Origin of the sequence: Hydrogenophaga electricum, assembly GCF_030160815.1 — a bacterium.
Lineage (GTDB): Bacteria > Pseudomonadota > Gammaproteobacteria > Burkholderiales > Burkholderiaceae_C > Hydrogenophaga > Hydrogenophaga electricum.
In genome coordinates, this window is record NZ_BSPB01000002.1 from 65089 (window position 1) to 84778 (window position 19690).

Here is a 19690-nt window from a genome sequence, read left to right on the forward strand (position 1 = left end):
CCCGATTCGCGCTTGTCCGGCCCCGCTGCCTCCGTCCCGCACCACGTGGCCGTTGTCATGGATGGCAACGGTCGGTGGGCGAAAAAGCGCCTGCTTCCCCGAGTTGCCGGGCACAAACAGGGCGTCGAGGCGTTGCGCCGTCTGGTGGAGCTGTGCATAGAGCGCGGCATCGCGGTGCTGACGGTGTTTGCGTTTTCCTCCGAAAACTGGAAGCGCCCGGAGGACGAAGTGTCGGGCCTGATGGACCTGCTGGCCCTCGCTCTGTCGCGGGAGGTTCCTTCGCTGGACCGTCACGGTGTCCGCCTGCATTTCCCCGGTGATCGCAGTGGTCTGTCCGCGAAGGTGGTCCAAGGGCTGGAGCAGGCCGAGCGGCAGACTGCTGGGAACAGCCGGCTAGTGCTCAACGTGTGTTTCAACTACGGCGGCCGCTGGGACATCGTGCAGGCGGCGCGCCAATTGGCTGCCGAGGGGGCGCCGATCACCGAAGCTTCGCTGGGTGAACGCACCGCGCTGGCCCATGTGGGCGACCCCGACCTGCTCATCCGCACCGGGGGCGAGTTGCGCATCAGCAATTTTCTGCTCTGGCAATGTGCCTATGCCGAGCTCTATTTCTCTTCCTGTCTCTGGCCGGAGTTCGATGCGCAGGAACTGGACCGCATCCTGGCCGATTTTGCGCGGCGCGAACGGCGTTTCGGCCTGACGTCCGAGCAGCTTCCGCAGGCCCAGGCCGAGCCCCGCCATGCTTAAACAGCGGGTCATTACGGCGCTGGCACTCTTGGCGGTTCTGTTGCCCGCGTTGTTCTACCCGTCTTTCGAACCGTTTGCGGCCTTGTCGCTGGTGCTGATCGTCGCTGCCGGGTGGGAGTGGGCGCGGCTCAACGGCTGCGGAACCACCGCCAGTCTCCTCTGTGGCGCTGGCCTGGGGGGCGTGCTGGCGCTCGGCTGGTCGCTCGGGGTGCTGGACATGGCATGGCCTGGTCTGTGGGGTGCCGCGGGGGGGATCTGGCTGGTGCTTGCCATCGTGGTCCTGCGCCAGGGGGTGGCTGCCTGGTCAAAGTGGCCATCAGGGGTGCGCGTCGTGGGTGGGCTCGTGCTCATCGGTTGTGCCTGGTTGGCCTTGGTGCAGGCGCACAAGGCGGGTATTTCTTTTCTGCTCTCGGTGCTGACCCTGGTCTGGGCGGCGGACATCGCGGCGTACTTCGGGGGCCGCGCCCTGGGGCGGCGCAAGCTGGCGCCCGCCATCAGTCCGGGGAAAACCTGGGAAGGCGTCTACAGCGGTGTGGCGGGCGTGTGCCTGCTGGCCTTGCTGTGGTGCGCGCTGGATGCGAGGGGCGTCGGATCGGCCAACAGCCTGTTCGGTCAGCTCTGGGCGAAAGGCCCGCTGCTGGCGGTGCTGGCCATCGCGGTGCTGACGGCGATGAGCGTCGTTGGCGATCTGTTCGAGTCGCTGGTCAAGCGCAGTGCGGGCATGAAGGATTCGAGCGGGCTGCTGCCGGGGCACGGTGGTGTTCTGGATCGTGTGGACGCGCTGCTGCCTGTGTTGCCGTTGGCCATGCTCTTTGTTTCCTTTTCATGACGGACCGCTTCCAACTCGTCACGGTTCTCGGCTCCACGGGCTCGATCGGCACCAGCACGCTGGATGTGATGGCCCGGCATCCGGACCGCTACCGTGCTTTTGCCCTGACGGCGGCATCGCAGGTCGATGCCTTGTTTGATCAGTGTCTGCGTTTTCAGCCGCGTTTCGCGGTCCTGGCCGATCCGGTACGGGCAGGGGTGTTGAGCGATCGTCTTCGGGCGGCCGGCTCGGCCACCGAGGTGCTGGCCAGCGCGCAAGCGCTCTGTGATGTCAGTGCAGCCCCCGAGGTCGATGCGGTCATGGCTGCCATTGTGGGGGCGGCTGGGCTGGCACCGAGCCTGGCGGCGGCCCGCGCGGGCAAACGCCTGTTGCTGGCGAACAAAGAGGCGCTGGTTGTGGGGGGCGATCTCTTCATGGCGGCCGTGCGCCAGGGCGGGGGCACGCTTTTGCCGATCGACAGCGAGCATTCGGCCGTGTTCCAGTCGCTGCCGGATGATCCGGCAGCGTGGGCGATGCGCGTCGACAAGATCGTGTTGACCGCGTCGGGCGGGCCATTTCGCGAACGTGATCCCGGCACACTCGCTGCCGTCACGCCTGAGGAGGCCTGTGCCCATCCCAACTGGGTGATGGGCCGCAAGATTTCCGTCGACTCGGCCACCATGATGAACAAGGCGCTGGAGGTCATCGAGGCGCATTACCTGTTCGGCATGGCGCCGGAGCGCATCGAGGTGGTGATCCATCCCCAGAGCGTGATCCACTCCATGGTGCAGTTCCATGATCGCTCGGTGGTGGCGCAGCTCGGCACGCCTGACATGCGGGTGCCGATCGCGTATGGCCTGTCGTGGCCCGCGCGCATCGAGTCCGGTGCTGCGGCGCTGGATTTCGCCACGCTGGGGGCGCTGACTTTCCAGCCGCCCGATCCGGCCCGCTTTCCGGGACTGGGCCTGGCCTGGGAGGCCATGAAGGGGCCGACCGGAACGACGGCGGTGCTCAATGCGGCCAACGAGGTGGCCGTCGCGGCTTTTCTGGACAGGCGGCTGCGCTTCGACCAGATCCACCGCATCAACCATGCAACTTTGCAGGCCCTAACGTTCTCCAAGCCGGATTGTCTGGATGACCTGCTGGCCCTGGATGCGCAGGCGCGGACGCAGGCGCAGGCCGAGGTGCTGCGCTGCGCCTGCTGACCCCTGCCCGGGTTGCGGGGGGCTGGAGCGGTGTGCGCCTGACGGGGCCTGCTTTCTGAAGGAATCAAAGGGATGGAGCTTCTGGCATGACGACTGTGATCGCTTTCATCGTGGCACTGGGCCTGCTCATCGCGGTGCACGAATACGGCCATTACCGCGTGGCGGTGGCATGCGGCGTCAAGGTGCTGCGCTTCTCGATCGGTTTTGGCAAGCCGCTGCTGCGCTGGCGGCGCCAGGGCAGTCCGACAGAATTTGTCATCGGGGCGCTGCCGCTGGGGGGTTATGTGCGCATGCTCGATGAGCGCGAGGCACCGGTAGACCCGGCAGAGCGTCACCTGGCTTTCAACACCCAACCGCTGCGCAAACGGGCGGCCATCGTGGCCGCTGGGCCATTGGCCAACCTGCTGCTGGCTGTTGTGCTGTACGCGGCAGTGAACTGGAGTGGGGTGCAAGAACCGAAGGCGGTGCTGTCGAGCCCGGTTGTCGGCTCGCTGGCCGAGCGCGCGGGCTTGCGTGGCGGCGAGTGGGTGACCCAGATGGCGGCGGCCGACGGTGCGCCCGAGGCGGTGCGGTCGTTCGAGCATCTGCGCTGGCAGTTGACCCAGGCTGCGCTCTCCGGTGAGGACGTGACGCTCTGGGTTGGCCGATCAGAGGCTGAAGCCGGGCATCCGCGGGTGCTGCCCCTGTCCACCCTGGCCGTACGCGATGCCGACGCCCAGCTTTTTCAGCGCATCGGCATTCTGCTGCCGTGGTCGGCGCCGGTTATGGGCGAGGTCATGGCCGGCGGCGCGGCGGAAGCGGCCGGGCTGCGGCCTGGAGATGAGGTGGTGGCTGTCAATGGCCGCCCGGTGGCCGATGCCCAGCAACTGCGCACCCTGATCCGCTCGGCGGTCGGTCCGGCAGGGCAGGGCGTCGAGCAGACCTGGGATCTGCGCCGCGGCGGCGGGGCCTTGCAGGTCAAGGTGCAACCGGTGCCAGTCGAACAGTCCGGCGTCTGGACGGCTCGGGTCGGTGCCTACATTGGGGCCGAGCCCGCCATGACCCTGGTACGTCTGGGTTTGGTGGAGGGCCTGGGTCAGGCAATCAACCGCACCTGGGAGGTGTCGTGGCTCACCCTGAAGATGATGGGTCGCATGCTGATCGGCGAGGCCTCGATCAAGAATCTCTCCGGTCCGCTGACCATTGCCGACTATGCCGGCAAGTCGGCCAGTCTCGGACTGTCCTCCTATCTGGTGTTCCTGGCGCTCATCAGCATCAGTCTGGGGGTGCTCAATCTCCTGCCGCTGCCGGTCCTCGATGGGGGGCACCTGATGTATTATCTTTGGGAGGGTGTGACCGGTCGCAGCGTTTCTGACGTCTGGATGGAGCGCCTGCAACGAGGAGGTGTCGCGATCCTGCTGGCACTCATGGGCGTTGCCCTGTTCAACGATATGACCCGGTTGGTCGCGGGTTGAAAACCATTCCACACATGATTCGAAAGAGCAGCCTGCGTGTCCTGGCTCTGGGCACCTTGTTCTACCTGTCCTCGGCCACCCAGACATGGGCCGTCGAACCGTTCACGCTGCGAGACATCCGTGTCGAGGGCCTGCAGCGGGTCGAGCCGGGGACCGTATTTGCGTCGCTGCCTTTCCGGGTTGGCGAACAGTACAGCGATGACAAAGGCACGGCAGCGATCCGTTCGCTGTTCGGTCTGGGCCTGTTCTCGGACGTTCGCTTGCAGGTCGAGGGCGGCGTACTCGTTGTCATCGTGGAAGAGCGTCCTTCGGTGGCGGACGTGAGCTTTTCGGGCATCAAGGAGTTCGACGAAGAGACGATCCGCCGCGCTCTGCGCGATGTGGGCCTGACCGATGGTCGCCCCTACGACAAGGTGCTGGTCGACCGCGCCGAGCAGGAGCTCAAGCGCCAGTACCTCAGCCGCAGCATGTACGCCGCATCGGTGGTGACCACGGTCACGCCGGTCGAGCGCAACCGAGTGAACATCAGCTTCACCGTGACCGAAGGCGACGTGGCCAAGATCGGTGAAATCCGCGTCGTGGGCAATCAGGCGTTTTCTGACAGCACCCTGCGCGACCTGTTCGAGCTGAACACCGGTGGCTGGATGAGCTGGTACACCAAGTCCGACCGCTACTCGCGGGCCAAGCTCAATGCCGACCTGGAATCGCTGCGTTCGTACTACCTGAGCCGCGGCTTCATCGACTTCCGCATCGACTCGACCCAGGTGGCAATCGACCCGGGCAAGGAGCAGCTCAGCCTGATCATCAATGTCACCGAAGGCAACCGCTTCGTGGTTTCCGGGGTGCGCCTGGAAGGGCAGTACCTGGACAAGGAAGACGCATTCAAGTCACTGGTCACGATCAAGCCCGGCGAGGCCTACAACGCCGAGTCCGTGGCCGCGACGGTGCGGGCCTTCAACGATTACTATGCCGCGTTCGGCTACGCTTTCTCCCAGGTGGATGCGGTGCCCGAGATCAACCGCACCAGCAATGAAGTGAACCTGGTGCTGCGTGGCCAGCCGTCCCGCCGCGTCTATGTGCGTCGCATCCAGGTCGAAGGCAACAACCGCACGCGCGACGAAGTGATCCGTCGCGAGTTCCGTCAGTTTGAATCGGCATGGTATGACGGGGACCGGATCCGTCTGTCCCGTGACCGTGTGGACCGTCTGGGCTTCTTCACCGAGGTCAGCGTGGACACGCAACCTGTGGTGGGTACGCCGGATCAGGTCGACCTCGTGATCAACGTGGTGGAGCGCCCGACCGGCAACCTGTCCATCGGTGCGGGTTACTCGCAGGCCGACAAGCTGTCGTTCCTGGCGAGCATCAAGCAGGAAAACGTGTTCGGTACCGGTAACTACCTGGGCCTGGACGTCAACACCAGCGAATACAACCGTCAACTGGTGCTGAGCACCACCGATCCGTACTTCACCCAGGACGGTATCTCCCGCACGCTCGACATCTATCACAAGAGCACACGGCCCTACGATGCCCAAGGAGGCGATTACGAGATCGCCACACCCGGTGTCGGCATCCGCTTCGGCGTGCCGTTCAGCGAAGTCGATACCGTCTACTTTGGCCTGGGGGCCGAGCGTGTGAAGGTCAAGGAAGGCAACGAACTGCCTGTTGCCTATCTCGACCAGGGCGGCACCTACATTCCGGCGACCATTGGCTGGACTCGCGATGCCCGAGACAGCGCCCTCGTGCCGACCCGTGGGCGTCTGCAGCGCTTCAACACCGAAATCGGGGTAGGGGGTGACCGCAAGTACACCAAGCTGAACTATCAGTTCCAGCAATATGTGTCGCTGTCGCCGCGCTACACCCTGGCCTTCAACGCCGAACTGGGCTGGGGCAAGGGCATGGGCAACCACGACTTCCCGGTGTTGCGCAATTTCTATGGCGGCGGGCTGGGCTCGGTGCGGGGCTTTGAACAGGGCACGCTGGGGCCACAGTCCGACGTCATCGGTTCGGACACGGGCGAGCGTGTGAGCATCGGCGGCGCCAAGAAAGTGGTGCTGAACACCGAGTTCATCGCGCCGTTCCCGGGGGCTGGCAACGACCGCACCTTGCGCTGGTTCGGTTTCTTCGACGTTGGCAACATCTACGGCGAAAACGAAAAGGTCGATGCATCGACACTGCGGGCATCGGTCGGTGTCGGCCTCAGCTGGATTTCCCCCATCGGGCCGCTGCGCTTCGCCTATGCGAGACCGGTGCGCAAGTTCGACGGCGACCAAATCCAGAAATTCCAGTTTCAGATCGGGACATCATTTTGAAGATTCGTTTCTCTTTTCTGGCGATCAGGGCAGCACTGTCCGGACTGTTGCTGCTGGTGGCTGCGGGTGCCTTGCACGCCCAGGAATTCCGCGTCGGTTTTGTCAGCACCGAACGTTTGCTGCGCGAGGCGCCGCAGGCCAAGGCCGCACAGACCAAGCTCGAACAGGAATTCGCCAAACGCGAGAAGGAAGTGCAGGGTCTGGCGAGCCAGCTCAAGGCCGCTTCAGAAAAGTTCGAGCGTGAGGCTCCCACGCTGCCGGAAAGCCAGCGGGTGGCGCGCCAGCGTCAATTGGTGGATCAGGACCGCGATTTCCAGCGCAAGCAGCGCGAGTTCCAGGAAGATGTGTCGCTGCGACGCAATGAAGAGCTTCAGCAAGTGCTGGAAAAAGCCAACCGGGTCATCAAGCAGGTGGCCGAGGCTGAAAAGTACGACCTGATCCTTCAGGAAGCGGTGTACATCCATCCGCGCCACGACATCACCGACAAGGTGCTTGCCGGCTTGAGCAACCTCAAGTAACCCCGCATGACCATCACCCTGGGGCGCATCGTCGCCGAACTGGGCGGCCGCCTGGTTGGTGACGGGTCGAGGGAGATCTCCGGGCTGGCGTCGCTGGCTGCGGCGCGGGTCGGGGAGCTGTCCTTCGTGTCGCATCCGCGCTACGCGGGTCTGCTGGCCGATTGCCGGGCCTCAGCCGTGATCGTGCCTTCCTCGCTGGAAGCGCAAGGCCAGGCGCTGGGCGCCTGTGTCGTCGCGGATGATCCCTATCTGTACTTCGCCCGTTTGACCCAATGGTGGCGCCGGCAACACGAAGCAGGGGTGGCACCGGCCGTGGATGCCACAGCCCACATCCATCCCGAAGCCCATATTGGCGTGGATGTGTCCGTCGGCCCCTTCGCCGTGATCGGAGCCCGTGCCGTGGTCGGTCCGGGTGCTCGCATCGGCGCCCACAGCGTGCTGGGCGATGACACTGTGGTGGGCGCGGGTACGCGCATCGCTCCGCGGGTGACGGTGGGTGATGGCTGCCGCATCGGTGAGCGCTGCATCCTGCACCCCGGCGTGGTGATCGGGGCCGATGGCTTTGGTTTTGCACCGCACAAAGGCCAATGGATCAAGATCGAGCAGCTTGGGGCGGTGCACATCGGCAATGACGTCGAAATCGGGGCCAACACCTGCATCGACCGCGGCGCCCTGGAAGATACGGTCATCGGCGACGGTGTCAAGCTCGACAACCTGATCCAGATCGGACACAACGTCCGGGTCGGCGCGCACACGGCCATGGCCGGGTGCGTCGGCGTGGCGGGCAGTGCCACCATCGGCGAGCGTTGCACGGTGGGCGGTGGCGCGGTGGTCCTGGGACACCTGAGTCTGGCCGATGACGTGCACATCTCTGCCGCTTCGGTGGTCACGCGCTCGATCCGCACGCGAGGCCACTACACCGGCATGTTTCCCATCGACGACAATGCGTCCTGGGAGAAGAACGCCGCTTCCCTGAAGCAATTGAACCGCCTGCGAGAGCGCCTGAAAGCCGCCGAGCAGGCCATTGAACAAGCCCTCCAGAACAAGACCGCGCCATGATGGACATTCACCAGATTCTCAAGCAACTGCCGCATCGCTACCCGATCCTGCTGGTGGACCGGGTGCTCGACATCGACAAGGGCAAGAGCATCCGCGCTCTCAAGAACGTGACCATCAACGAGCCGATCTTCAACGGGCATTTTCCGCATCGCCCGGTGTTCCCGGGGGTCTACATGCTCGAAGCCATGGCGCAGACGGCAGCCCTGCTGGCTTTCGACACGCTGGGCACCACACCCGACGACAAGACGGTTTATTACTTTGCCGGCATTGATGGGGCGCGTTTCAAGCGCCCGGTGGAGCCGGGTGATCAGCTGGTGATGGACGTGACGCTGGACCGCATGAAGGCCGGTATTTTCAAATTCAAGGGTGTGGCCCGGGTTGGCGACGAGATTGCCTGCGAGGCCGAGCTCATGTGCACCATGCGCACCGTGGCCTGAACGCCGGGGGCAGGGCAGGCATGGCCAACATCCATCCCACCGCGCTGGTGGATCCGGCGGCCGAACTCGACAGCACGGTCAGCATCGGTCCCTACAGCATTGTGGGGCCTGACGTGAAGATCGGGCCCGGTACCAGCGTCGGGCCGCACTGCGTGATCGAGGGGCACACGACCATCGGTAGCGACAACCGCATCTTCCAGTTCGTTTCGCTGGGCGCGATCAACCAGGACAAGAAGTACCAGGGCGAGCCCTGTGAGTTGGTGATCGGCGACCGCAACACCGTCCGCGAGTTCAGCACTTACCACATCGGGACCGTGCAAGGCGGCGGTGTCACCCGTCTGGGTGACGACAACTGGATGATGGCCTACACCCACCTGGCGCACGATTGCGTGGTGGGTAACCACACCATCTTCGCCAACAACGCCCAGATTGCCGGCCATGTGGTGGTGGGCGACTGGGTGATCCTTGGTGCCTATACCTGTGTGCACCAGTTCGTTCGCATTGGCGCCCACGGCATGACGGCCATGGGTTCGGTGCTGCTGGCGGACCAGCCTCCTTTCGTGATGAGCGAAGGCCATCCGGCAGGTGCGCGCTCCATGAATTTCGAAGGTTTGCGCCGGCGCGGTTTTTCGGCCGAGCGCATCGGCGCCGTGAAAGCCATGCACAAGGCCTTGTATCGCGAGGGGCGCACGCTCGACGACGCCCGCGAGCAGATTGCGGGGTTGGTTCAACGCTTTCCCGAAGGCGCGGGCGATGTGCAGATGATGCTCGACTTCCTGGCCGCCACGACACCGCAGCGCGGCATCGTCCGCTGAGACCATGAATCCTTCCAGACGCTTGGCCCTGGTGGCGGGCGAAACCTCGGGCGACTTGCTGGCCGGCTTGCTGCTGGATGGCCTGCGTGCGCGCTGGCCCGATCTGTCGGCGGTGGGTATTGGGGGTGCGCGCATGGTCGAACGCGGTTTCGACGCCTGGTGGCCCAGCGAAAAGCTCGCCGTCCGCGGCTACATCGAGGTGCTGCGCCATTACCGCGAGATCGTCGGCATTCGGCGCGATCTGCGCGACCGTTTGCTGACCGCCGCGCAACGTCCCGATGTGTTCATCGGTGTCGATGCCCCCGATTTCAACCTCGACCTGGAGGCGGCGCTCAAGGCCGAGGGCGTGCGCACGGTCCATTTCGTCTGTCCCTCGATCTGGGCCTGGCGGCCGGAGCGCATCGAAAAAATCCGCCGCAGTGCCGATCATGTGCTGTGCATCTTTCCGTTCGAACCGGATTTGCTGGCCCAGCAGGGCATTGCCGCCACCTATGTCGGTCATCCGTTGGCGAACGTGATTCCGCTCCAGCCCGACCGCGCTGCCGCGCGTGAGCACCTGGGTCTGGGCGCAGATGAGACGGTGGTCGCCATCCTCCCCGGGAGCCGTGCCTCGGAAGTGCAGTACCTGGGGCGCCGGTTTTTCGAGGCCGCAGCCCTCATGCACCGGGTGCGCCCGCACCTGCGGTTCCTCGTGCCGGCGGTGCCGGCGCTGCGCGCGCGCCTCGAAGGCATGGCGCGTGACTGCGGCCTGGGTGATGCACTGCGGATTGTTGAAGGCCAGTCGCACGCCGTGCTGACCGCGTGCGACGTGACCCTGATTGCCAGTGGCACCGCCACGCTGGAGGCGGCCCTGTTCAAGCGGCCCATGGTGATTGCCTACAACATGAATCTGCTCTCGTGGTGGATCATGCGCGGCAAGCGCCTGCAGCCCTGGGTGGGCCTGCCCAACATTCTGTGCAACGATTTTGTCGTGCCTGAGCTCCTGCAGGAGGCCGCCACACCGGGGGCCTTGGCGCGCGAAACCCTGGCCTGGCTCGACGCACCGGAGAAAATGGCGGCCTTGCAGGCCCGCTTCGAGGCACTGCACCACACCCTGCGACGAGACACTGCCCGACTGGCCGCCGATGCGATCGAAAAAGTTCTTGAAGGCTGAGCAGGCCTGTCTGCATTGGGACAGTCCCGGTCTGGTCGCGGGTGTGGACGAAGCCGGGCGCGGGCCGCTGGCCGGTCCGGTGGTGGCGGCAGCCGTCATCCTGGACGATCGGGCTCCCATCCAGGGACTGGCCGATTCCAAGAAACTGACCGCCCGCCAGCGCGAGCGCTTGTATGATGAGATCCGGGCCAAGGCCTTGTGCTGCAGCGTGGCGCAGGCATCGGTGGAGGAGATCGACCGTCTCAACATCCTGCATGCCACCATGCTGGCGATGCAGCGTGCCGTGCAAGGCTTGCGCCTGAAGCCGTCAAAGGTGCTGGTGGACGGCAACCGCCTGCCGGCACTGGACGTGCTGGCCGAAGCCATCGTCTCGGGCGATGCGCTGGTGCCGGCCATTTCGGCGGCGTCCATTCTGGCCAAGGTCACGCGGGACCGCCTCCTGGCCGAGCTGCATGGCCGCCACCCTGAGTACGGTTTTGACCGCCACAAAGGTTATGGCACGGTCGTGCATCTGGCGGCCTTGCAGGCGCATGGTCCCCTGCCCGAACACCGACGCTCGTTTGCGCCGGTGGCGCAGGCACTGGCCACCCACCGGGTGGCGGTTTCGCCCGGTGACACCCAATGAGCTCTGCCCCGACCCCGATCACCTCGCGCGACAACCCGCTGCTCAAGCGCCTGCGGCTGCTGGCGCAGGACAGCACGGCCTACCGCAAGCAGGGCCAGGTTTGGCTGGAGGGGGACCACCTGTGCCGGGCGCTGCTGGCACGTGGGCACCGGCCCGCCCTGGCGGTGTTCGCCGAATCGGCCTGGTCGTCGGAGCCGTCCGGCTTGCGCGACATTGCGCAGCGCCAATACGTGGTTCCCGACGCACTGATGGCTGGCATCAGTGGGCTGGAGTCGCCCGCTGGCATGGGCTTCGTGTGGGATCTGCCCGCGACCACCGGGGTGCAGTCGGGGCGTTCGGCCGTGGTGCTCGACCGCCTGCAGGACGCAGGCAACGTCGGTGCGATCCTGCGCTGCGCGTCGGCTTTCGGTTTTGCGCAGGTGCTGGCGCTCAAGGGCACGGCAGCGTTGTGGTCGCCCAAGGTCGTTCGCGCCGGCATGGGGGCGCATTTTGCGCTGCACCTCGTGGAAGGGCTGGCAGTGGATGACCTGGCTGCGCTGGGCGTTCCCCTGCTGGTGACCAGTTCGCACCGCGGGGATTTTCTGCACCAGGCCCGGCTGCCCTGGCCCTGCGCGTGGGTGCTCGGGCACGAAGGGCAGGGTGTCACCCCTGCTCTGGAGGCCCAGGCCAGCCAGTCGGTGCGCATCATCCAGCCTGGGGGTGAGGAATCGCTGAACGTGGCCGCCGCCGCTGCGATCTGCCTGCACGCGAGTGCAGCGGCCCGCGGATTCTGACCCGTAGCTTGCCTGCCCTGGTGAGACAGGGGATTTCCCCAAGGGGCGATGGCAGCCGGAGGCTATAATTCCGGGGTTTACCCGCAATCGGCGCAACCCTTCTGTTTGTGCCCGCCCCGGCGTCCTGCCAAGACTCCCTGACCGTCGCGAATCTCCGGCCTTTCCGGGCGGCTTGCGCGCGAGCAGGATTCCTCAGGCAGGCCCATGGCGGGTCGGGTTGGGCCCCACAATCTCTGGAGAAAACCGTGCTTCCCGTCCACCCGAAAGCCCTTCTAGCGCTCGCCGACGGCACGGTCTTTACAGGCATCTCCATCGGCGCAACTGGCCAGACGGTTGGCGAAGTGGTGTTCAACACCTCGCTGACCGGCTACCAGGAAATCCTCACCGATCCCAGCTATTGTCAGCAGATCGTCACGCTCACGTACCCGCACATCGGCAACACCGGGGTCAACCGTGAAGACGTGGAGGCCCATCGCGTCCATGCTGCCGGCCTGATCATCAAAGACCTGCCCCTGCTGGCTTCCAACTTCCGTTGCGAGCAGACCCTGTCCGAATACCTGCAGGCCGAAGGCACGGTCGCCATCGCCGATCTCGACACCCGCGCACTCACGCGCCGCCTGCGCACGCACGGCGCCCAGAACGGGTGCATCCTGGCCTTGCCGGCTGGCGAGGCGCTGACCGATGCGCACCGCGCCCAGGCCATCGCGGCGGCCCAGGCTGCGCCGAACATGGCCGGGCAAGACCTGGCCCAGGTGGTCAGCACCGCCGAGCCCTATGGTTGGACCCAGACCGAATGGCAACTGGGCTTCGGTTACGGCGAGCAGATCGCCCCCAAGTTCCATGTCGTGGCCTACGACTTCGGGGTCAAGAAAAACATCCTGCGCATGCTGGCTCAGCGTGGTTGCAAGATCACCGTGGTGCCCGCCCAGACGCCTGCGGCCGACGTGTTCAAGCTCAAGCCGAACGGTGTCTTCCTCTCCAACGGCCCTGGCGATCCGGAACCTTGCGACTACGCCATTGCCGCTTCGCGCGAGATCATCGAAGCGGGTGTGCCCACTTTCGGTATCTGCCTCGGGCACCAGATCATGGCCCTGGCTTCGGGCGCCAAGACTTTCAAAATGAAGTTCGGCCACCACGGCGCCAACCACCCGGTCAAGGATCTGGACAGCGGCCGTGTGAGCATCACCAGCCAGAATCATGGCTTCGCGGTGGACGAGAAGACGCTGCCTGCGAACCTGCGTGCCACGCACGTGAGCCTGTTCGACGGCACGCTGCAGGGCCTGGCCCGCACCGACAAGCCCGCTTTCTGCTTCCAGGGCCACCCGGAAGCCTCGCCGGGCCCGCACGACATCGGCTACCTGTTTGATCGCTTCGTGGCGTTGATGACCCAGGCCCAGGAGAACAAATAATGCCCAAGCGCACCGACATACAGACCGTCCTCATCATCGGCGCCGGCCCGATCATCATCGGCCAGGCCTGCGAATTCGACTACTCCGGCGTGCAGGCCTGCAAGGCCCTGCGCGAAGAGGGCTACCGCGTGGTGCTGATCAACAGCAACCCCGCCACCATCATGACCGACCCGGCCACGGCCGACGTCACCTACATCGAGCCCATCACCTGGCAGACGGTCGAGAAGATCATCGCCAAGGAGCGCCCGCAGACCGCTGGCGGTTTCGCCATCCTGCCGACCATGGGCGGCCAGACCGCGCTGAACTGCGCGCTGGATCTGTGGCGCAACGGCGTGCTCGACAAGTACAAGGTCGAGCTGATCGGTGCCACGCCCGAAGCCATCGACAAGGCCGAAGACCGCCTGAAGTTCAAGGACGCCATGACCAAGATCGGTCTGGGGTCGGCCAAGTCGGGCATCGCGCACAGCATGGAAGAAGCCTGGGCGGTGCAGAAGACCACGGGCTTTCCGACCGTGATCCGCCCCAGCTTCACGCTCGGCGGCACGGGCGGCGGCATCGCCTACAACCCGGAAGAGTTCGAGACCATCTGCAAGCGTGGTCTGGAAGCCTCGCCCACCAACGAGCTGCTGATCGAAGAATCGCTGCTCGGCTGGAAAGAGTACGAGATGGAGGTGGTGCGCGACAAGGCGGACAACTGCATCATCGTCTGCTCGATCGAGAACCTGGACCCGATGGGCGTGCACACCGGTGACTCGATCACCGTGGCGCCGGCGCAGACGCTGACCGACAAGGAATACCAGATCCTGCGCAACGCGTCGCTCGCCGTGCTGCGCGAGATCGGCGTGGACACTGGTGGCTCCAACGTTCAGTTTTCCATCAACCCGAAGGACGGCCGCATGGTCGTCATCGAGATGAACCCGCGCGTCTCGCGTTCGTCTGCGCTGGCGTCCAAGGCCACGGGCTTTCCGATCGCCAAGGTCGCGGCCAAGCTGGCCGTGGGCTACACGCTGGATGAGCTGCGCAACGAGATCACGGGCGGTGCCACGCCCGCGTCGTTCGAGCCCTCGATCGACTACGTGGTCACCAAGATTCCGCGTTTTGCCTTCGAAAAATTCCCTGCTGCCGACAGCCGACTGACGACGCAGATGAAGTCCGTGGGCGAGGTCATGGCCATGGGGCGCACCTTCCAGGAGTCGTTCCAGAAGGCCTTGCGCGGTCTGGAAGTCGGCGTGGACGGCATGAACGAAAAGACCCAGGACCGCGAGACGCTGGAGCGCGAATTGGGCGAACCCGGCCCTGAGCGCATCTGGTACGTGGGCGATGCCTTCGCGGCCGGCTGGTCGGTCGATGAGGTGCACCAGTTCACCAAGATCGACAAGTGGTTCCTGATCCAGATCGAGGAAATCATCCAACTTGAAATGGCCATGGACAAGCTGGTCGCCCAGAAGGGCGAGGATGCGCTGGCCAGCCTGGACGCCGACACGCTGCGCGGTCTGAAGAAGAAGGGTTTCTCCGACCGTCGCCTGGCCAAGCTGCTGGCCACCACCGACACCGCCGTGCGCGAACGCCGCAAGGCGCTGAACGTGCGCCCGGTCTACAAGCGGGTGGACACCTGCGCCGCCGAGTTCGCCACCGACACCGCCTACCTGTATTCCACCTACGAAGGTCATGGTGACGGCGAGTGCGAAGCCGAGCCGACGGACAAGAAGAAGATCATGGTGCTCGGCGGTGGCCCCAACCGCATCGGCCAGGGCATCGAGTTCGACTACTGCTGCGTGCACGCCGCGCTGGCCATGCGCGAAGACGGGTACGAGACCATCATGGTCAACTGCAACCCGGAAACCGTGTCCACCGACTACGACACCAGCGACCGCCTGTACTTCGAGCCGCTGACGCTGGAAGACGTGCTGGAAATCGTCGACAAGGAAAAGCCGGTTGGCGTGATCGTGCAGTACGGCGGCCAGACACCGCTCAAGCTCGCGCTGGGCCTGGAGGCCAACGGCGTGCCCATCATCGGCACCTCGCCCGACATGATCGACGCGGCCGAAGACCGTGAGCGCTTCCAGAAGCTGCTGCACGACCTGGGCCTGCGCCAGCCGCCCAACGCCACCGCGCGGACCGAAGCCGATGCGCTGGAGAAGGCCGCCGCCCTGGGTTACCCCCTCGTGGTGCGTCCCAGCTACGTGCTGGGCGGCCGTGCGATGGAAATCGTGCACGAGCAGCGCGACCTGGAGCGCTACATGCGTGAAGCGGTGAAGGTCAGCAACGATTCGCCCGTGCTGCTGGACCGCTTCCTGAACGACGCCATCGAATGCGACGTGGACGCGGTGCGCGACGCCTCGGGCCGTGTCTTCATCGGTGGTGTGATGGAGCACATCGAGCAAGCGGGCGTGCACTCGGGTGACTCTGCCTGCTCGCTGCCGCCGTACTACCTGAGCAAGGCGACGGTCGATGAACTCAAGCGCCAGACCGCTGCCATGGCCGAAGGGCTGAACGTGGTCGGCCTGATGAACGTGCAGTTCGCGATCCAGGAGAAGGAAGAGAACGGCGTCAAGACCGACGTGATCTTCGTGCTCGAAGTGAATCCGCGCGCCTCGCGCACGGTGCCCTTTGTCTCCAAGGCCACCGGCATCCAACTGGCCAAGGTGGCCGCGCGCTGCATGGCCGGTCAGACGCTGGACCAGCAAGGCATCGGCACGGAGGTCACGCCGCCGTACTTCAGCGTGAAGGAAGCCGTGTTCCCGTTCGTGAAGTTCCCGGGCGTGGACACCATCCTGGGTCCCGAGATGAAGTCCACCGGCGAAGTGATGGGTGTGGGCAAGACCTTTGGCGAAGCCTTCGTCAAGAGCCAGCTCGGCGCCGGCACCAAGTTGCCGCGCTCAGGCAAGGTTTTCCTGACGGTCAAGAACGGTGACAAGCCGCGCGCGGTCGTGGTGGCGCGCGATCTGCACGCGCTGGGCTTCGAGATCGTGGCCACGCGCGGCACGGCTGCGGCCATCGAGGCCGCCGGTGTGCCGGTGCAGACCGTCAACAAGGTGACCGAGGGCCGCCCCAACATCGTCGACGCGATCAAGAACAACGAGATCGCCCTGGTGATCAACACGGTGGAAGAACGCCGCAATGCCATCGCCGACTCGCGTGCCATCCGCACCTCGTCGCTGTTGGCCCGGGTGACCACTTTCACCACCATCTCGGGTGCCGAGGCGGCGGTGGATGGCATGAAGGCCATGGAGCAGCTCGATGTGATCTCGGTGCAGGAGATGCACGCGATGCTGTGAGTCCCACGCTCCGCTGCACGCGCGGGTCGTTGCCCACCGAGGGGGCTGATTCGGCTTGAGGCGGCCCGGCGCCGGATCGGCTGAACGCCGTGCGGTGGTGGTGGTTCTCCCCTTGTTCCCTGCGGGCATGGTCGCTAGATTGCGGTCATGCCCGCCGTGTTTTCTGCCGCCTCTCCCCTGCGCGAATGGACCACCGCGCAGGCACGCCCTCGCGAGCGTCTGGATTATTGGGTCGGGGCGATCTGCGAGGCCTTCCTGGAGATGGACTGCCAGTCGCGGCTGGCCGACTGCTTTGACGGGCGGCTGACCCACCTGCCGCTGACCCAGCTGGCGCTGAATCGCGTCGAAGCGTCCACCCAGGATGTCTACCGCACCCCGGTCGGCATCGCGCGCAGCCGGGCGCTGCCCTTCTATCTCATCACCCAGACCGAGCAGCCCTGGCAGGTGCGGCAAGGCGGTCGCATCGTGCAGTTGCGTGCCGGCGATGCGGTGCTGGTCGACTCGGCGCAGACCTACGAGCTGCACTTTCCGCACTCGGTCACTTGCCTTTCGGTGCAGATGCCGCGCGCCTGGGTCGGCACCTGGCTGCAAACCGTCGACACGCGCGAAGCGCGTGTGGCCCACCGGGAACGTGGTTGGGGCGCGATGCTCTCGGCGCTGAGTCTGCAGCTCGGGCGTTCGCCCGAGCTGGCGCTGCAGATGGCGCCGTCCTGGCTCGAAGAACAGTTCGGCGCCTTGTTGGCAGCCGCGCTGGAGCCGCCCCCCGTGGACCACGCTGGTGGTGGCGGGGTGGGGCAAGGGCTGCTGCACCGGCGGTCGCTGGCCCGCATGCGCGAGCGGCTGGGCGAGCCGGACTGGCGTGTGACCGATCTCGCTGCCGAATTGGGCGTGTCGCCACGCACCCTGCATCGGGCCTTTGCCGCCGCGGGGGAGACGGTGGCTGCGCGGTGGCGCCATGTGCGCATGGAGCATGCGGGCGCCTTGCTGTTGCAAGCCCGCCTGTCCGGTCTGACGATGGCCGAGATCGGCCGGCGCTGCGGCTACACCGATGCGTCCCATTTCGCGCGCGAGTTTCAGCGCGTCCATGGTGAGACGCCGAAGCGCTGGGCGCAGGCTCGCCGACCCTGAGTGCGAGCCGCCGGTTGGCAGCATCCGGCGATCCACGCGGCACGAATCGGCCACCCACGGGAGCAGCGACTGCCTAGATTGACGGGGCGTGCGGCGCTTTGCCGCCGTCTTGTCAACCCCCATTGAGGAGACTCTCATGGCCGATACCTATGTTCTTGTTCACGGTGCCTGGCACACCGGCGAGCTGATGGAGCCGGTGGCCCGGCATCTGCGCGACCGCGGCCACACCGTGCACTGTCCCACGCTGGCCGGTAACCGGCCGGGCGACGATCGCCGAACCACGGGCCTGACCGACGCGGTGGCTTCGCTGGTGGATTACCTGGAAACCCAGGACCTGAAAGACGTCCGCCTGATGGGACACAGCTACGGCGGCATGGTCATCAGCCAGGTGGCCGATCAGGTGCCGAGCCGCATTCGGCGCCTGGTGTACTGGAACGCCTTTGTGCCCTTGGATGGTGAGAGCCTCAACGACCTGGTGCCGCCGCACTATGTGGCCCTTTTCGATGGCATCGCAGCGGCGAATGACGGCGCAGTGATGCTGCCGTACCCGATCTGGCGCGAGGCCTTCATCAACGATGCCGACGCGGCGTTGGCCGAAAAAACCTACGGCTGGCTCAACCCGCACCCCAACAAGACTTTCGTCGACAAGGCACGCCTGTCGACACCCCTGGCCGCCATGAACCTGGGCAAGAGCTACATCAACTGCCAGCAGGACACGGCCCTGCCGCACAGCCTGCCCTGGCACCCGCGGTTGTCGGAGCGCCTGGGTCTGTTCCGGTTGGTCGAATGTGCGGGCAGCCACGAGCTGTGTTTCACCGACCCGGAGCGCCTGGCCGACGCCATCGAACGGGCTGGGCGCGACTGACGCGCCGGGCTCAGTCCGGTCCGCGTTTCAGGGCATAATTTCATTTCAATGGCCGCCGACCGGAAACGATCGGCGGTTTGCTTTTTGTCGTATGCCCGGCTGCGGGCACCCAGAATCAGGAGACCAGAGCCATGGCCACCTTTCCCATCACCCGGCGCGGCGCCGAGATGCTCAAGACCGAGCTGCACAAGCTCAAGACCGTGGAGCGTCCGGCGGTGATCCAGGCGATTGCCGAAGCGCGCGCCCAGGGCGACCTGAGCGAAAACGCCGACTACGACGCGGCGAAAGAACGCCAGGGTTTCATCGAAGGCCGCATCGCTGAAATTGAAGGCAAGCTGTCGGCTGCGCAGGTGATCGATCCCACCGCTGTCGACGCCGGCGGGCGTGTGGTGTTCGGTGCCACGGTCGATCTGGAGGACGAGGACAGCGGCACGACCGTGACCTACCAGATCGTGGGCGAAGACGAGGCCGACCTCAAGCAGGGCCTGATCAATATCAGCAGCCCGATCGCGCGCGCGCTGATCGGCAAGGAAGAGGGCGACACGGCCGAGGTGCAGGCCCCTGGTGGCGTGCGCCGCTACGAGATCGTGGCCGTGCGTTACGCGTGAGCACGGCCATGGCCCGCCTGCCCGTGTTGCTGGCCGCGCTCTGGTGGGGGGGCATCTCTGCACTGAGCTTTGTGGCGGTGCCCACGCTGTTCGCCAAGCTGGGCAGCCCGGCGTTGGCGGGCCCGGTGGCGGCGCATCTGTTTTCGCTGCAGTGCCAGGCCGGCCTCGTGATCGGTGTGTTGCTGCTGGTGCTGCTGCGCCGCGAACGCGGCCGTGTGCAGTCCGATGCAGGAGATGTTCTCGACCCGAAACAGGTGCAGGCCTTGCAGGCGATCATCGCCACGATGGGGCTGGTGCTGGCGGGCATGCTGCTCGCCATGGTGCAGGAGTTCGGGGTGGCCCCGAAGATCGTGACCGCCCGCGCCAGTGGTGGCAACCTGCGTGTCTGGCACGGCCTGGGCACGGTGCTGGTGCTCGGTCAGTGGCTGTGTGCCGGGGCCGTTCTCTGGCGCCTGTCGCGGCCCGCTGCCCAGGCCGCCTGAAGGGCCTGAAACGGGCG

At 65.6% G+C, this 19690-nt stretch carries 18 protein-coding genes; all 18 read left to right on the top strand.

The window, feature by feature from the left end; translation table 11 throughout:
* Positions 1–12: 12 nt before the first annotated feature.
* The 18 genes from uppS to QQK43_RS01720 all read left to right on the top strand — a co-directional run bounded on the left by uppS (position 13) and on the right by QQK43_RS01720 (position 19673).
* Positions 13–747, top strand: a complete 735-nt coding sequence (uppS, locus tag QQK43_RS01635) for a polyprenyl diphosphate synthase (protein WP_284306365.1) — start codon at positions 13–15, stop codon at positions 745–747.
* Positions 740–1576 carry a phosphatidate cytidylyltransferase gene (locus QQK43_RS01640; RefSeq protein WP_284306367.1) on the top strand — a complete coding sequence of 279 codons (837 nt, stop codon included), beginning with the start codon at positions 740–742 and terminating at the stop codon, positions 1574–1576. Before uppS ends, QQK43_RS01640 begins: the two co-directional genes overlap by 8 nt.
* Complete coding sequence (ispC, locus tag QQK43_RS01645) at positions 1573–2760, top strand: 1-deoxy-D-xylulose-5-phosphate reductoisomerase (RefSeq protein ID WP_284306369.1); 1188 nt, start codon at positions 1573–1575, stop codon at positions 2758–2760. Before QQK43_RS01640 ends, ispC begins: the two co-directional genes overlap by 4 nt.
* Positions 2761–2846: 86 nt before the next feature.
* Positions 2847–4214, top strand: coding sequence for an RIP metalloprotease RseP (gene rseP, locus QQK43_RS01650; RefSeq protein WP_284306370.1), 1368 nt, complete (start codon positions 2847–2849; stop codon positions 4212–4214).
* Positions 4215–4228: 14 nt separating this feature from the next.
* Positions 4229–6523 (top strand): outer membrane protein assembly factor BamA, encoded by a 2295-nt coding sequence (gene bamA, locus QQK43_RS01655; RefSeq protein ID WP_284306371.1) that lies wholly within the window; start codon positions 4229–4231, stop codon positions 6521–6523.
* Between the two features lie 2 nt (positions 6524–6525).
* Positions 6526–7041, top strand: coding sequence for an OmpH/Skp family outer membrane protein (locus tag QQK43_RS01660; RefSeq protein ID WP_370465201.1), 516 nt, complete (start codon positions 6526–6528; stop codon positions 7039–7041).
* Positions 7042–7047: 6 nt separating this feature from the next.
* On the top strand, positions 7048–8100 hold the full coding sequence (gene lpxD, locus QQK43_RS01665; protein ID WP_234264730.1) for a UDP-3-O-(3-hydroxymyristoyl)glucosamine N-acyltransferase: 1053 nt from the start codon (positions 7048–7050) through the stop codon (positions 8098–8100).
* Positions 8097–8537: a 3-hydroxyacyl-ACP dehydratase FabZ gene (fabZ, locus tag QQK43_RS01670; protein WP_234264729.1), complete on the top strand. Its 441-nt coding sequence runs from the start codon at positions 8097–8099 to the stop codon at positions 8535–8537. Before lpxD ends, fabZ begins: the two co-directional genes overlap by 4 nt.
* A gap of 20 nt (positions 8538–8557) precedes the next feature.
* Positions 8558–9352, top strand: coding sequence for an acyl-ACP--UDP-N-acetylglucosamine O-acyltransferase (lpxA, locus tag QQK43_RS01675; RefSeq protein WP_284306372.1), 795 nt, complete (start codon positions 8558–8560; stop codon positions 9350–9352).
* Between the two features lie 4 nt (positions 9353–9356).
* Entirely contained in the window at positions 9357–10505 is a 1149-nt protein-coding gene (lpxB, locus tag QQK43_RS01680) for a lipid-A-disaccharide synthase (RefSeq protein ID WP_284306373.1), read from the top strand.
* Entirely contained in the window at positions 10477–11130 is a 654-nt protein-coding gene (gene rnhB, locus QQK43_RS01685) for a ribonuclease HII (RefSeq protein WP_284306374.1), read from the top strand. Before lpxB ends, rnhB begins: the two co-directional genes overlap by 29 nt.
* Positions 11127–11903, top strand: coding sequence for a TrmH family RNA methyltransferase (locus QQK43_RS01690; protein WP_284306375.1), 777 nt, complete (start codon positions 11127–11129; stop codon positions 11901–11903). The genes rnhB and QQK43_RS01690 overlap by 4 nt, the downstream gene beginning before the upstream one ends.
* 245 nt (positions 11904–12148) lie before the next feature.
* Positions 12149–13312 (top strand): glutamine-hydrolyzing carbamoyl-phosphate synthase small subunit, encoded by a 1164-nt coding sequence (carA, locus tag QQK43_RS01695; RefSeq protein WP_234264724.1) that lies wholly within the window; start codon positions 12149–12151, stop codon positions 13310–13312.
* Positions 13312–16590: a carbamoyl-phosphate synthase large subunit gene (carB, locus tag QQK43_RS01700; RefSeq protein WP_284306376.1), complete on the top strand. Its 3279-nt coding sequence runs from the start codon at positions 13312–13314 to the stop codon at positions 16588–16590. The genes carA and carB overlap by 1 nt, the downstream gene beginning before the upstream one ends.
* A 147-nt stretch (positions 16591–16737) precedes the next feature.
* Positions 16738–17718, top strand: a complete 981-nt coding sequence (locus QQK43_RS01705) for a helix-turn-helix domain-containing protein (RefSeq protein ID WP_234264722.1) — start codon at positions 16738–16740, stop codon at positions 17716–17718.
* A gap of 136 nt (positions 17719–17854) precedes the next feature.
* A complete protein-coding gene (locus QQK43_RS01710; protein ID WP_284306377.1) occupies positions 17855–18583 on the top strand; it encodes an alpha/beta fold hydrolase in 729 nt (242 codons plus the stop codon).
* 131 nt (positions 18584–18714) lie between these two features.
* Complete coding sequence (gene greA, locus QQK43_RS01715; protein ID WP_234264720.1) at positions 18715–19191, top strand: transcription elongation factor GreA; 477 nt, start codon at positions 18715–18717, stop codon at positions 19189–19191.
* An 8-nt stretch (positions 19192–19199) separates the two neighbouring features.
* Positions 19200–19673 carry a DUF4149 domain-containing protein gene (locus tag QQK43_RS01720; protein WP_234264719.1) on the top strand — a complete coding sequence of 158 codons (474 nt, stop codon included), beginning with the start codon at positions 19200–19202 and terminating at the stop codon, positions 19671–19673.
* The last annotated feature ends 17 nt before the right edge of the window (positions 19674–19690 follow it).